Annotated in this window: 12 protein-coding genes, 1 rRNA gene and 1 riboswitch; of the genes, 12 read left to right on the plus strand and 1 reads right to left on the minus strand. The window is 68.1% G+C overall.

Going from position 1 to position 14252, the window contains the following annotated elements:
- From rrf to ACIP6U_RS33195, 11 genes are all read left to right on the plus strand, one after another.
- Positions 1 to 95: ribosomal RNA gene (gene rrf, locus ACIP6U_RS33145) — 5S ribosomal RNA — on the plus strand; the annotation flags it as partial.
- Positions 96 to 202: 107 nt separating this feature from the next.
- Positions 203 to 811 carry a CDP-alcohol phosphatidyltransferase family protein gene (locus ACIP6U_RS33150; RefSeq protein ID WP_401725633.1) on the plus strand — a complete coding sequence of 203 codons (609 nt, stop codon included), beginning with the start codon at positions 203 to 205 and terminating at the stop codon, positions 809 to 811.
- A 112-nt stretch (positions 812 to 923) separates the two neighbouring features.
- Positions 924 to 3419, plus strand: coding sequence for a mannose-1-phosphate guanyltransferase (locus ACIP6U_RS33155; protein ID WP_124000478.1), 2496 nt, complete (start codon positions 924 to 926; stop codon positions 3417 to 3419).
- 98 nt (positions 3420 to 3517) lie between these two features.
- A complete protein-coding gene (locus tag ACIP6U_RS33160; protein ID WP_401725636.1) occupies positions 3518 to 4432 on the plus strand; it encodes a DUF881 domain-containing protein in 915 nt (304 codons plus the stop codon).
- The gene (locus ACIP6U_RS33165; RefSeq protein WP_003988855.1) at positions 4429 to 4761 is read left to right on the plus strand and encodes a small basic family protein; all 333 of its coding nucleotides are present in this window, start codon (positions 4429 to 4431) and stop codon (positions 4759 to 4761) included. Before ACIP6U_RS33160 ends, ACIP6U_RS33165 begins: the two co-directional genes overlap by 4 nt.
- Before the next feature lie 5 nt (positions 4762 to 4766).
- A complete protein-coding gene (locus tag ACIP6U_RS33170) occupies positions 4767 to 5630 on the plus strand; it encodes a DUF881 domain-containing protein (RefSeq protein WP_401725639.1) in 864 nt (287 codons plus the stop codon).
- A 61-nt stretch (positions 5631 to 5691) separates the two neighbouring features.
- Entirely contained in the window at positions 5692 to 6597 is a 906-nt protein-coding gene (locus tag ACIP6U_RS33175) for an FHA domain-containing protein (protein ID WP_124000481.1), read from the plus strand.
- A gap of 19 nt (positions 6598 to 6616) precedes the next feature.
- Positions 6617 to 7354 (plus strand): MerR family transcriptional regulator, encoded by a 738-nt coding sequence (locus ACIP6U_RS33180; protein WP_401725643.1) that lies wholly within the window; start codon positions 6617 to 6619, stop codon positions 7352 to 7354.
- 84 nt (positions 7355 to 7438) lie between these two features.
- Positions 7439 to 7912, plus strand: coding sequence for a bifunctional nuclease family protein (locus tag ACIP6U_RS33185; protein WP_004002801.1), 474 nt, complete (start codon positions 7439 to 7441; stop codon positions 7910 to 7912).
- 215 nt (positions 7913 to 8127) lie between these two features.
- Positions 8128 to 8811, plus strand: a complete 684-nt coding sequence (locus ACIP6U_RS33190) for a MerR family transcriptional regulator (protein WP_401725645.1) — start codon at positions 8128 to 8130, stop codon at positions 8809 to 8811.
- 67 nt (positions 8812 to 8878) lie between these two features.
- A complete protein-coding gene (locus ACIP6U_RS33195; protein ID WP_401725648.1) occupies positions 8879 to 10309 on the plus strand; it encodes a DNA polymerase IV in 1431 nt (476 codons plus the stop codon).
- A 241-nt stretch (positions 10310 to 10550) separates the two neighbouring features.
- Here ACIP6U_RS33195 and ACIP6U_RS33200 read toward each other — a convergent pair whose 3' ends face one another.
- Positions 10551 to 10928, minus strand: a complete 378-nt coding sequence (locus ACIP6U_RS33200; RefSeq protein ID WP_401725651.1) for a PRC-barrel domain-containing protein — start codon at positions 10926 to 10928, stop codon at positions 10551 to 10553.
- Between the two features lie 113 nt (positions 10929 to 11041).
- Positions 11042 to 11137, plus strand: a riboswitch (glycine riboswitch).
- Positions 11138 to 11313: 176 nt separating this feature from the next.
- Here ACIP6U_RS33200 and gcvP point away from each other — a divergent pair.
- Complete coding sequence (gene gcvP / locus ACIP6U_RS33205) at positions 11314 to 14199, plus strand: aminomethyl-transferring glycine dehydrogenase (protein ID WP_401725654.1); 2886 nt, start codon at positions 11314 to 11316, stop codon at positions 14197 to 14199.
- Positions 14200 to 14252: the final 53 nt, after the last annotated feature.

The following is a 14252-nucleotide window of genomic DNA, read 5'->3' on the forward strand; positions in this document are numbered from 1 at the left end:
AAACGCCCGGTTACATTCCGAACCCGGAAGCTAAGCCTTACAGCGCCGATGGTACTGCAGGGGGGACCCTGTGGGAGAGTAGGACACCGCCGAACTCCTTTTATAGCTCCGGTTCCTGGGCACTAGCCCAGGAACCGGAGCTTTTTTGTGTTGAGGTAGGGTCAGGGGGCATCGTTGGAACGTTCCCACAGGAGGCCCCCGGGTGGAGGTCCAAGAGACCCGTGTCCAGACGGAACGGGTGCTCACCATCCCCAACATCCTCAGCATGGCGCGGCTCGCCGGTGTGCCGCTCTTCCTGTGGCTGATCCTGAGGCCCGAGTTCGGTGGTCCGCAGAGCGACGTCTGGGCCCTGCTGGTCCTGATGCTGAGCGGGATCAGCGACTATCTGGACGGCAAGCTGGCACGGCGTTGGAACCAGATCAGCAGCCTTGGCCGGCTGCTCGATCCCGCGGCCGACCGGCTCTACATTCTCTCGACTCTGGTCGGTCTCACCTGGCGTGAGATTCTGCCAATCTGGTTGACCGCCGCACTGCTGGCGCGCGAGTTGGTTCTCCTGGTGATGGTGGGCGTCCTCAGGCGGCACGGCTATCCGCCGCCGCAGGTGAACTTCCTGGGGAAGGCCGCCACCTTCAACCTGATGTACGCCTTCCCGTTGCTCCTGCTCAGTGACGGAAGTGGATGGATCTCGTCACTCGGTGCTATTTTCGGATGGGCGTTCGCAGGATGGGGTACAACGCTGTATTGGTGGGCAGGAGTCCTCTACGTGGTACAAGTCCGCCGTCTGATCCGTGCGGACACCATGGCCGACTGACCCCGCCGTTTGGTGCTGCTCGTCGCTCGATGGCCCCCGGCGGAAAAGTGCGGGACAATCTGACGGGTGAAGTCGGCTAGACCGTCGTCTCTTCGAGGAGGACGCTTCCGACATGAAGGCCGTCGTGATGGCCGGAGGTGAAGGCACACGCCTTCGCCCCATGACCTCAAGCATGCCCAAGCCACTCCTGCCAGTGGTCAACCGCCCGATCATGGAGCATGTGCTGAGGCTGCTCAAAAGGCACGGGCTGAACGAGACCGTCGTGACTGTCCAGTTCCTGGCGTCCCTGGTCAAGAACTACTTCGGTGACGGCGAAGAGCTCGGAATGGAGCTCTCCTATGCCAACGAGGAGAAGCCACTCGGTACCGCCGGAAGCGTCAAGAACGCGGAAGAAGCGTTGAAGGACGACGCCTTCGTCGTCATCTCCGGTGATGCCCTGACCGACTTCGACCTCACCGAGCTCATCAATTTCCACAAGGAAAAGGGTGCGCTCGTCACCGTGTGTCTGACTCGCGTACCGAATCCACTGGAATTCGGAATCACGATCGTCGACGAAGAAGGCAAGGTCGAGCGCTTCCTGGAGAAGCCGACCTGGGGACAGGTCTTCTCCGACACCGTGAACACGGGCATCTATGTGATGGAGCCCGAAGTCTTCGACTATGTCGAACCCGATGTCTCGGTCGACTGGTCCGGCGATGTCTTCCCGCAGTTGATGAAGGAAGGCAAGCCGATCTACGGCTATATCGCCGAGGGCTACTGGGAGGACGTCGGCACGCACGAGAGCTATGTGAAGGCCCAGGCCGATGTCCTCGAGGGCAAGGTCGACGTCGAGATCGACGGGTTCGAGCTCTCGCCGGGTGTCTGGGTGGCCGAGGGTGCCGAGGTGCATCCCGATGCCGTTCTCCGCGGGCCGCTCTACATCGGCGACTACGCCAAGGTCGAGGCCGGTGCCGAAATCCGTGAGCACAGCGTCGTCGGCTCCAACGTCGTCGTGAAATCCGGGGCCTTTCTGCACAAGGCCGTCGTGCACGACAACGTCTACGTCGGGCAGCACAGCAATCTGCGTGGCTGTGTCATCGGAAAGAACACCGACATCATGCGGGCCGCGCGGATCGAGGACGGCGCGGTCATCGGTGACGAGTGCTTGATCGGTGAAGAATCGATCATCCAGGGGAATGTGCGGGTCTACCCGTTCAAGACCATCGAGGCCGGCGCCTTCGTCAACACCTCCGTCATCTGGGAGTCCAGAGGACAGGCGCATCTCTTCGGGGCGCGCGGTGTCTCCGGAATCCTGAACGTGGAGATCACGCCCGAACTCGCCGTGCGTCTCGCCGGCGCCTACGCGACGACTCTGAAGAAGGGTTCGACCGTCACCACAGCACGCGATCACTCGCGTGGTGCGCGTGCGCTCAAGCGGGCGGTCATTTCCGCGCTGCAGGCCAGCGCCATCGACGTACGCGACCTGGAGAACGTACCGCTGCCCGTGGCTCGGCAGCAGACCGCTCGGGGTAGTGCCGGCGGGATCATGATCCGGACCACTCCTGGAGTGCCGGACTCCGTGGACATCATGTTCTTCGACGGGCGGGGCGCCGACCTGTCGCAGGGCAGTCAGCGGAAGCTGGACCGGGTGTTCGCGCGGCAGGAGTACCGGCGCGCGTTCCCCGGTGAGATCGGGGACCTGTACTTTCCCGGCAGCGTCTTCGACTCGTACACGGGTTCGTTGTTGCGGAACGTCGACACCACCGGGGTCGCCGATTCCGGGCTGAAGGTCGTGGTCGACGCCTCGAACGGCAGTGCCGGGCTCGTGCTGCCCAGCCTGTTGGGCAAGTTGGGTGTGGACTCGCTGACCATCAACCCTGGCCTGGACGAGTCCAGGCCTACGGAGACCGGGGATGTGCGGCGGTCGGGGCTGGTGCGGCTCGGTGAGATCGTCGCGTCCTCGCGGGCCGCGTTCGGAGTGCGCTTCGACCCCGTCGGTGAGCGGCTTTCGCTGGTCGACGAGAAGGGCCGGATTGTCGAGGACGACCGCGCGCTGCTCGTCATGCTCGACCTGGTGGCCGCGGAGCGGCGCAGTGGGCGGGTGGCGCTGCCGGTGACCACGACGAGGATCGCCGAGCAGGTGGGGGCGTACCACGGCACTCAGGTGGAGTGGACGACGACCTCGCCCGACGACCTGACCCGGGTGGGCCGTGACGAGACGACCATCTTCGGCGGCGACGGCAAGGGCGGCTTCATCGTCCCGGAGTTCAGCAGCGTCTTCGACGGTACGGCGGCTTTCGTACGGTTGATCGGGCTGGTGGCGCGGACGCAGCTCACGCTCAGCCAGATCGACGCGCGGATTCCGCGGGCGCATGTCCTGAAGCGGGATCTGGCGACTCCGTGGGCGGTCAAGGGACTTGTGATGCGCCGAGTCGTCGAGGCGGCCGGAGAGCGCTTCGTGGACACCACCGACGGTGTGCGTGTGGTGGAGACCGACGGGCGCTGGGTGATGGTGCTGCCGGACCCGGCCGAGGCGGTCACCCACCTGTGGGCCGAGGGGCCGGACGACGCGTCCGCCCAGGCCCTGCTCGACGAGTGGTCGGCGGTCGTGGACAGCGCCGGTCGCTGAAAGACGAAGCACGCGTGCGTGCCGGACAAGTGTCCCCAAGGGGGCCTGTCCGGCACGCCGGTGGGGCCATTCGGAGGTAGTGGCCACGACGTGCGACGATGTGCGGCATGCCGCAGCAGCCCCCCATTCGGAGGACACCCACGCGCCCTTCCCGGCCGGACGCGTCCATGTCGCTGCTCACCAACGTCATGGATCACAGCCTCGACGACGGCTATGCCGAGGCGGCCGACCGGAAGAAGGCCGCGGGGGCCGGCGGTATGCCCAAGACCCTCCGCGCCAGGCTCGGTCTCGCCGCCGGGCTGGTGCTCGCGGCGCTCGTCGTCACCGTGGGTGCGGCGCAGGCGCGCGTGGCGGCTCCCGTCGTCGCCAAGGAGCGCGAGGAACTGATCGACCGTATCGACCGTGAGACCGACGCGACCGACAAGTTGGAGGGCTCCGTCGACAAGCTGCGCGACGACGTGGGCGACCGGCAGCGCGAGGCTCTCAAGAAGAGCGGCGGCGAGGACCAGTCGGAGCTCGTGGGCATCCTGTCGGGTGCCGTCGCCGTCCACGGCCCGGGCGTGAAGCTCGTCGTGAACGACGCCAAGGAAGCGACCACCGGCGGTGACGGCAACCCGCGGGAGACCAACGGCTTCTCCGATACCGGGCGGGTGCGCGACCGGGACATGCAGCGCGTGATCAACGGGCTGTGGGAGTCCGGGGCCGAGGCCGTCTCCATCAACGGACAGCGGCTGACGGCACTGTCGGCGATCAGGGCCGCGGGTGACGCGATACTGGTCGACAACAAGCCATTGGTTCCGCCGTATACGGTGCTCGCCGTGGGGGACCGAAAGCGGTTGAGCACCAGGTTCCAGAACAGTGCCGACGGGCTGTATCTGCATGCGCTTCAGGAGAACTACGGCATCAGGACCGCCATCTCCACCGAGGACGACGTCCGGTTGGCCGCCGCACCGAGTGTGATCGTACGTACCGCACAGCCGAACACCGAGAAAAATGAGAAGGGCACATCGTGATCGCCGTACTGGGCCTCGTCGTGGGAGTCGTGGCCGGCCTCTTGGTCCGGCCCGAGGTTCCGGCGGTCGTCGAGCCTTATCTGCCGATCGCCGTCGTGGCGGCGCTGGACGCCGTCTTCGGCGGTCTGCGGGCCATGCTCGACGGCATCTTCGACGACAAGGTCTTCGTGGTGTCGTTCCTGTCCAACGTGGTCGTGGCCGCGCTGATCGTCTTCCTGGGCGACAAGTTGGGCGTGGGCGCCCAGCTGTCGACCGGTGTCGTCGTCGTCCTGGGGATCCGCATCTTCTCGAACGCCGCGGCGATCCGTCGGCACGTCTTCCGGGCGTGAGGCCGATGAGCGAGAACGAAGAGACACCCGAGACAACGCCTGAGCACAGGTTGCGCAAGGAACTGCCCGAAGAGGTGCCCGCGACGGCCCCCGAGGCCGCGGAGTCCTCGAAGGCCGCGGAGACGCCCTCCGAGCCGGCGCCCGGCCTCACCGGGCGGCAGCGACTGGCGAAGGGCGTCTGGCCGCCGCGCGTCACCCGGGCCCAACTCATCGTCGCCGTCCTGCTGTTCGGGCTCGGCTTCGGCTTGGCCGTGCAGGTCGCCTCGAACAGCGACAGCGACAGTGCCCTGCGCGGAGCACGCCAGGAGGATCTCGTTCGCATCCTCGATGAACTGGACGACCGCACACAGCGTCTTGAGGACGAGAAGCAAGGACTGGAGAAGCAGCGCGACGAGCTGGAGAACAGCTCCGACCAGGCCGAGGAGGCCCGCAAGCAGACCGTCGAGAAAGAGGGGCAACTCGGCATTCTGGCGGGCACCGTGGCCGCGCAGGGTCCTGGCATCACGATGACCATCGACGACACGAAGGGAACGGTCGAGGCGGACATGCTGCTCGACGCGATCCAGGAGTTGCGCGCGGCCGGCGCGGAGGCGATCCAGGTGAACGGCGTACGGGTCGTCGCGGGGACCTACCTCACGGACTCCGACAAGAGCGTGAGCGTCGACGGGAACAAGATCAACGCGCCCTATCGTTTCAAGGTCATCGGCAAGCCGGAGGACCTGGAGCCGGCGCTCAACATCCCTGGAGGCGTGGTGCAGACTCTCGAGAAGGAGCAGGCCACCGTTACCGTCGAGCGGTCGACCAAGATCGTCGTGGACGCCTTGCGAGCGGCGAAGCAGCCTGACTACGCTCGGTCGTCCTCTCAGTGAACCGGCGGTGCATGGGGGCCGTCCGGCAGGGGCATGAGGTTGCGGGGGGTCGGCGCACCGAATGGGTGGTGCGTGGTGGAAACTGTCTGGTGGATACGGACGTTGTGAGGATGTCCGGGTCGGCCGGTGTATGCAATCAGGGTTCGTCCTGCCCCACGGGCGGGTCTGTTTCGGTCAAGGGGAATCGCCCGTGAAGTTGTTTGCGAAGTTGTTCGGCAAGAGCGCGCGAGAGGGTAGCGACAATGCGAACGCGACCGCTCGTCATCGCGCACAGCCAGACGCGGAAGGCGAGCGTCCGCTGTTCCGGGACCAGGTGGGCGGTCAGGGTGGTGACGTTCCCGGAGGTCAGGGCGCGCCGTCTGTTGACCCTGCGCAGTCCGGCGGCATAGGTTTCGGGCAGCCGTCAACCTCAAGTACGGGTGGAGGGTTTTCCCCTATGTCGGCCCTGGTGTGTACGAGGTGCGGCAACCGCAACGCGGAGAACAGTCGCTTCTGTTCCAACTGCGGCGCGCCGTTGCGGGGCGGTGCCGAGCGGCCGTCCGAGACGACTTCGACGATCTCCATCTCCGGTCTCGAGGCGTACGACGCCGAGGTGACCGGGCAGACCCAGATCCCGGCGCTCTCTCCCGAGGCACAGGCCGCGGTGGACGCGCTGCCGCTGGGTTCCGCGCTCCTCGTGGTGCGCAGGGGGCCGAACTCGGGCAGTCGCTTCCTGCTGGACGGCGATCTGACCACGGCCGGGCGTCACCCGCAGAGCGACATCTTCCTGGACGACGTGACGGTCTCGCGCCGGCACGTGGAGTTCCGCCGCGCCGCGGACGGTTCGTTCACAGTGGCCGACGTGGGCAGTCTGAACGGCACGTACGTCAACCGCGAGCGGATCGACTCGGTCGCGCTGAACAACGGCGACGAGGTGCAGATCGGCAAGTACCGGCTGGTGTTCTACGCGAGCCAGCGAGGCTACTGACCCTCCACGGAGAAGGTCCATGCTTCATACACCGAGCGGCGGGGCCGGACACGGCGCCGCCGCCGCGGACAGTGGACTGATGAGCATCGGCACGGTGCTGAACGTGCTGCGCGACGAGTTCCCCGAAGTCACCATCTCCAAGATCCGTTTCCTGGAGTCGGAGGGGCTCATCGAGCCGCAGCGGACCCCCTCGGGGTACCGCAAGTTCAGCCCCGGTGACGTCGAGCGCCTCGGCCACGTCCTGAGGATGCAGCGGGACCACTATCTGCCGCTCAAGGTCATCCGGGAGCACCTGGACGCCATGGAGCGCGGTGAGGCCGTACTGCTGCCCGCCGTGGGGCGTCAGAGGGACGGCGAGACCGCCCTGGAGGTCCCCGAGGGTCCCACGGCGGCCCGGATCGGCCGGGACGAGCTGCTGGCGGCGGCCGGCATCGGGGAGCAGGAGCTCGAGGAGTGGGAGTCGTACGGGCTCGTCGGGCCGTTGCCGGACGGGGCGTACGACGCCGAGGCGGCCACCGTGGCCGTGCTCGTCGTGGAGCTGGGCCGGTTCGGGATCGAGCCGCGCCACCTTCGGGTGATGAAAGCGGCGGCCGATCGCGAGGCCGGGCTCGTGGACCAGGTGGTCGCCCCGCTGAAACGCCATCGCAATCCGCAGACCAGGGCCCACGCGGAGGCCCGTACGAAGGAGCTGGCGGCGCTCACCGTACGGCTGCACGCCGCGCTCGTGCAGACCGCGCTGGGCGTGCGCCTGCCCTGAGCCGGGCGCCACGCGGCGGCCGGATCATCCCCCCGTTCCCTGCCCGACTACCCAAACGTCCCGGGCACGTCCTAGGGTTGCTGTGTGAACGAGCTCGATGTCGTAGGTGTCCGGGTCGAAATGCCCTCCAACCAACCGATCGTGCTCCTGCGTGAAGTGGGAGGCGACCGTTACCTCCCCATCTGGATCGGGCCGGGCGAGGCTACGGCGATCGCCTTCGCCCAGCAGGGCATGGCCCCCGCACGACCGCTGACCCACGACCTGTTCAAGGACGTGCTGGAGGCCGTCGGCCAGGAGCTCACCGAAGTGCGCATCACCGACCTGCGCGAGGGCGTCTTCTACGCCGAACTGGTCTTCGCCAGCGGGGTCGAGGTGAGCGCGCGCCCGTCCGACGCCATAGCGCTGGCGCTGCGCACGGGCACGCCGATCTACGGCAGCGACGGCGTGCTGGACGACGCCGGCATCGCGATCCCGGACGAGCAGGAGGACGAGGTGGAGAAGTTCCGCGAGTTCCTCGACCAGATCTCACCCGAGGATTTCGGCACCAGCAGCCAGTGAGGCGCGGGGCGCGGAGGAAATGCCGGCAATTGCCGGAGGCCACTGCGAGCGTCCTGGGCCTTGCTCCGGGCACATTCGGCTAGCCTTTCCCCGCGGTTGGGTGCGGGAAACCACTCCTAGGGTGATTATCACCCGGCGTGCCGAGTGTGGCGATCGTTGACGCACCCCTGGTGACTGCCTACCGTCGTGAAGGCAGGTCAAGGACGGAGGTCGGCGTGAGAAGCAGCGGCGACGGTACGGCTGGGGGTGCCCCGGGACACGGTCTCGGGGAGAGCGGTCCGTACCCTCCCCCAAGCTCTCAACTGCGTTCGGGTTGGGGGGATCCCCATCACAGCAGCGCGCCCGGTCACGTCCCGCAGCGGCCGGCGGCCGTGCCGAGCAGCGGAGGGGCGGCGTCCATGGCGTCCGAGCAGATCGGCTACCGAGGTCCTACGGCCTGTGCGGCCGCCGGGATCACCTACCGCCAACTGGACTACTGGGCGCGCACCGGGCTCGTGGAGCCGAGCGTGCGGCCCGCCCACGGGTCGGGCACGCAGCGGCTGTACAGCTTCCGGGACGTCGTCGTCCTGAAGATCGTCAAGCGGTTCCTGGACACGGGTGTGTCCCTTCAGAACATCCGCACCGCGGTCCAGCACCTGCGGGCATGCGGGTTCCGCGATCTGGAGCGCATGACGCTGATGAGCGACGGCGCCACGGTCTACGAGTGCACCTCGCCGGACGAGGTCCACGCGCTGCTCCAGGGCGGCCAGGGCATCTTCGGGATCGCCGTCGGAGTGGTGTGGCGGGACGTCGAGAGCGCGCTCTCGCAGCTGCACGGCGAGCGCGTCGACACGGGCGAGACGCTGGTCGGGAACAATCCCGCGGACGAGCTGGCGCGGCGCCGCAACCGGGCCGTCTGAGCGGCTCGGGGCGGCACCCGGCGGTCGTACGGGTGCGTTGTCAGTGGCGTAGTGCAGCATCGGAGATGTGAGAAACGCGCCCACGATCCTGCATCTCGACATGGATGCCTTCTACGCCTCGGCGGAGCAGGCGTCCAAGCCGAGTCTGCGCGGGAAAGCCGTCGTGGTGGGCGGGCTCGGGCCGCGTGGGGTGGTCGCGACCGCCTCGTACGAGGCTCGGGTGTTCGGGGTCAGGTCGGCGATGCCGATGGCCCAGGCGCGGCGGCTCGCGCCGAACGCCGCGTATCTGGTGCCGCGCTTCGGGTTCTACCGGGCGATCAGCGAGCAGGTGATGGGGCTCCTGCACCTGTTGTCGCCGCTGGTGGAGCCGCTGAGCCTGGACGAGGCGTTCGTGGACCTGGAGACCGACGGGGCGGCCTGGGACAGGGCGTCGGCGCGGTTGGTCGGGGAGAAGCTGCGCGCGGACATACGGGCGGTCACGGGGCTGACCGGGTCCGTCGGCCTGGCCGCGTCCAAGATGCTCGCCAAGATCGCCTCCGAGGAGGCCAAGCCGGACGGGCTGGTGCTCATCGAGCCGGGGACCGAGCGGGCGATGCTCGGGCCGATGCCGGTGCGGATCCTGCCGGGGGTGGGGCCGGCGACGGGGGACCATCTGCGGCGGGCCGGGATCACCACGGTCGACGATCTGGCCGAGGCGGGGGAGGACGAGCTGGTGCGGCTGTTGGGGAAGGCGCACGGGCACGGTCTCTACGCGATGGCGTTGGCGCGTGATGATCGGCCTGTCGTCGCTGAGCGGGAGACCAAGTCGGTGTCGGTCGAGGACACGTACGACGTGGACATTCATGACCGGGTGCGGGTGGGGTTGGAGGTGCAGCGGCTGGCGGATCGGTGTGTGGGGCGGTTGCGGTCGGCGGGGTTGTCCGGGCGGACCATCGTGTTGAAGGTGCGGCGGTACGACTTCTCCACGTTGACTCGGTCCGAGACCTTGCGGGGGCCTACGGATGACCCTGGGGTGGTGCGGGAGGCTGCCTTGCGGTTGTTGGAGGCTGTGGATACGACGGGTGGGGTGCGGTTGTTGGGGGTGGGGGTTAGTGGGCTTGCCGACTTCACGCAGGAGGATCTTTTTGCGCAGGCGGCGGAGGCGGAAGCGGAAGCGGGGGCGGTTGTTGGGGGTGGGGTGGGTGTGGAGTACTCGGATGTGGAGGTTGAGGTGGGGGAGGGGGACGCGGAGGCGGTTGAGGAGCAGGTGATTGTTGCTGCTGAGCGGCGGTGGCCTTCGGGGCATGATGTGCGGCATGCCGAATTTGGGCATGGGTGGGTGCAGGGGAGTGGGCTTGGGCGGGTGACTGTGCGGTTTGAGACGCCGGGGTCTGAGCCGGGGAGGGTGCGGACGTTTCGGGTCGATGACCTTGAGTTGGAGCCGGCGGATCCGTTGCCGTTGGTTTCGGGAGGCGGAGGCGGAGGGGCCGGGGTTTCCGTGGACGGGGTTCGGACGTGACCGTCGGTGGGGCTGGGCGGGGGTGGGTCGCGCAGCCCGGCGCTGACGGGGTGCCGCCTGCGCCCACCCGTGCCGCCCCAGCGGCACGACTGCCCGCAGGCTAGGTGGGTTTGGGGGCGCGGCGCGCCGCCGCCTGCCGCGAGGCTGGTGGGTGGGGCCGTCTGGCTGTGGGGTGGGTGGCGCCTCAGCGGCACGACTGCGCGCAAGTTGAGCAAGGAGTGGGTAGATGTCGGCAGACGGCTCAGGCGTCTGCGTCTTCTGTGCCTGCCAGCTTGCCGAAGTTTCTGTCTGGGAACGTTGGTGGGGGTGCTGTGTCGAGGCCGTAGTGGTGGTAGAGCTGGAGTTCTTGTTGGGGGGAGAGGTGGCGGCCTACGCCGAAGTCGGGGGCGTCTTTGATGAGGGCGCGTTCGAAGGGGACGTGGAGGGTGCCTTCGACCAGTTCGCTGGGTTCCAGGGGGACGAAGGCGTCGCGGGAGAAGAGGCCGGTGCGTATGGCGGCCCACTCCGGCACGCCGGTCGCGTCGTCGAGGTAGATCTCGTCGATCGTGCCGATCTTGGTGCCGTTGCGGTCGAACGCCTTGCGGCCGATCAGGTTGCGTGGATCGATGTCGGTCTGCACGGGGCCTCCACGTGGTCGCGACGCACTCGTAAACACTACAAAAGAGCACATTGGTGATGGTGGCCACTCGAAGGCCCGTGCGGTGTGCCCGCTGGTAGGCTGGCAGCGGCTGCTGACCCCGTGCGGGAGAGTCCTCCAGACATCATCGGAGGCGCCGAAGGAGCAAATCCTCCCCGGAATCTCTCAGGCCCACGTACCGCACGGACGAGGTCACTCTGGAAAGCAGGGCGGGTGTCGAAGGCCTCCGCTCTCACCGACGGTGAAAGTCGGGCCCCTTCGGGATGCCCGGTGAAGCTCTCAGGTTGAGATGACAGAGGGGGAGGCCGTCGGGGTACCCGTGCCGTGGTGCCCCTCGAAGGTCGTGACCGACCAGGAGGCCTCCGCAATGACCGCCCATCGCACTCCGCTCTCCGAGCTCGAAGCGGGAATCCCGTTCGAGCAGCGCCACATCGGGCCCGACCAGGAGGCGCGGGCCAAGATGCTCGCGCAGGTCGGCTACGGCTCGCTGGACGAGCTCACCGCCGCCGCGGTGCCGGATGTGATCAAGAACGCCGATGACCTGGACCTGCCCGGTGCGCGCACCGAGGCCGAGGTGCTGGCCGAGCTGCGGTCGCTCGCCGATCAGAACCAGGTGCTCGACTCCATGGTCGGCCTCGGGTACTACGGGACCTTCACGCCGCCCGTCATCCTGCGCAACGTGATGGAGAACCCGGCCTGGTACACGGCCTACACGCCGTACCAGCCGGAGATCTCGCAGGGTCGCCTTGAGGCTCTGCTCAACTTCCAGACCATGGTCGCCGACCTGACCGGGCTGCCCACCTCCGGTGCCTCGCTGCTCGACGAGGGCACCGCCGCCGCCGAGGCCGTGGCGCTGTCCCGGCGGATGGGCAAGAACAAGAAGGGTCTGTTCCTGGTCGACGCGGACGCGTTGCCGCAGACCATCGCCGTGATCCAGACGCGGGCCGAGCCGGCCGGCGTGGAGGTCGTGGTCGCCGACCTCGCCGACGGCATCCCGGCCGAGGTCGCGGAGCGGGAGATCAACGGCGTTCTCGTCCAGTACCCCGGCGCCTCCGGTGTCGTACGGGACATCAAGCCGTTGATCGACCAGGCGCACGGGCTCGGTGCGCTCGTCACCGTCGCCGCCGATCTGCTGGCGCTGACACTGCTGAAGTCGCCCGGTGAGCTGGGAGCGGACATCGCCGTCGGTACGACGCAGCGGTTCGGTGTGCCGATGGGCTTCGGCGGGCCGCACGCGGGCTACATGGCCGTGCACGAGAAGTTCGCGCGGAGCCTGCCCGGGCGGCTCGTGGGTGTGTCCGTGGACGCCGACGGGCACAAGGCCTACCGGCTCGCGCTGCAGACGCGTGAGCAGCACATCCGTCGGGAGAAGGCCACCAGCAACATCTGTACCGCGCAGGTGCTGCTCGCCGTCATGGCCGGTATGTACGCCGTCTACCACGGGCCTGAGGGCCTGCGGGTGATCGCGCGGCGCACGCATCGGTACGCCACGATCCTGGCCGAGGGGCTCAGGGCCGGTGGTGTCGAGGTCGTGCACGGGGCTTACTTCGACACCCTTACCGTGCGCGTGGAAGGGCGGGCCGCCGAGGTCGTCGCCGCCGCGCGGGACAACGGGGTCAACCTGTACCCGGTCGACGCCGATCACGTGTCGATCGCCTGTGACGAGACAACCGCGCGGGCCCAACTGCGTTCCGTGTGGGCCGCGTTCGGGGTCGCGGGGGACGTGGACGCGCTGGACGCGGTCGCCGGGGAGACCATTCCGCAGGCGCTTCTGCGGAGCGACGAGTTCCTGGTCCACCCCGTCTTCCAGGAGCACCGTTCCGAGACGGCGATGCTGCGCTACCTGCGCAAGCTGGCCGACCGTGACTACGCGCTCGACCGCGGCATGATCCCGCTGGGCTCCTGCACGATGAAGCTCAACGCCACCACGGAGATGGAGCCGGTCACCTGGCCCGAGTTCGGGCAGTTGCATCCCTTCGCGCCCGCCGAGCAGGCGCAGGGCTATCTGACGCTCATCCGTGAGCTGGAAGAGCGGCTCGCCGAGGTCACCGGGTACGACAAGGTGTCGCTGCAGCCCAACGCCGGGTCGCAGGGGGAGCTGGCCGGGCTGCTCGCCGTACGTGGATATCACCGTGCCAACGGGGACGAGCAGCGGACCGTGTGTCTGATTCCGTCGTCCGCGCACGGGACCAACGCCGCGAGCGCCGTGATGGCGGGCATGAAGGTCGTCGTCGTGAAGACCGCCGGGGACGGCGAGATCGACGTCGAGGATCTGCGGGCGAAGATCGAGCAGTACCGGGACGAGCTGTCGGTGCTGATGATCACGTACCCGTCCACGCACGGTGTGTTCGAGGAGCATGTCGCGGACATCTGCGCGCAGGTCCACGAAGTCGGTGGGCAGGTGTACGTCGATGGCGCCAACCTCAACGCCCTTGTGGGGCTTGCCAAGCCGGGGCACTTCGGCGGGGACGTCTCGCACCTGAATCTCCACAAGACGTTCTGCATTCCGCACGGTGGCGGCGGTCCGGGTGTCGGGCCGGTCGGTGTGCGCGAGCACCTTGCGCCGTACCTGCCGAACCACCCGCTGCAGCCGGCGGCCGGGCCCGAGACGGGTGTGGGGCCGATCTCGGCCGCGCCCTGGGGGTCGGCCGGCATTCTGCCGATCTCGTGGGCGTACGTCCGGCTCATGGGCGGCGAGGGGCTGAAGCGGGCCACGCAGGTGGCGGTGCTCAGCGCCAACTACATCGCCAAGCGCCTGGAGCCGCACTTCCCCGTGCTCTACACCGGGCCCGGCGGGCTGGTCGCGCACGAGTGCATCATCGATCTGCGGCCGCTGACCAAGGCGACCGGTGTGAGCGTCGACGACGTCGCCAAGCGGCTGATCGACTACGGGTTCCACGCGCCGACGATGTCCTTCCCGGTGGCCGGCACGCTGATGATCGAGCCGACGGAGTCCGAGGACCTGATCGAACTGGATCGGTTCTGCGAGGCGATGATCGCCATTCGCGCGGAGATCGAGAAGGTGGGGGCGGGCGAGTGGCCCGCCGACGACAACCCGCTGCGGAACGCTCCGCACACGGCACGCGCGCTGGGCGGCGCGTGGGAGCACGCGTACACGCGTGAGGAGGCCGTGTTCCCGGGCGGGGTCTCGGTGGCCGACAAGTACTGGCCGCCGGTGCGGCGGATCGACCAGGCCTTCGGTGACCGCAACCTGGTGTGCTCCTGCCCGCCGTTGGACGCGTACGAGGACTGACAGCGCTGAGCGGACGGAAGGGCTCCTGCCGGATGGATGTCGGCGGGAGCCCT

Origin of the sequence: Streptomyces sp. NPDC088794, from assembly GCF_044750545.1 — a bacterium.
Classification (GTDB): Bacteria; Actinomycetota; Actinomycetes; order Streptomycetales; family Streptomycetaceae; genus Streptomyces.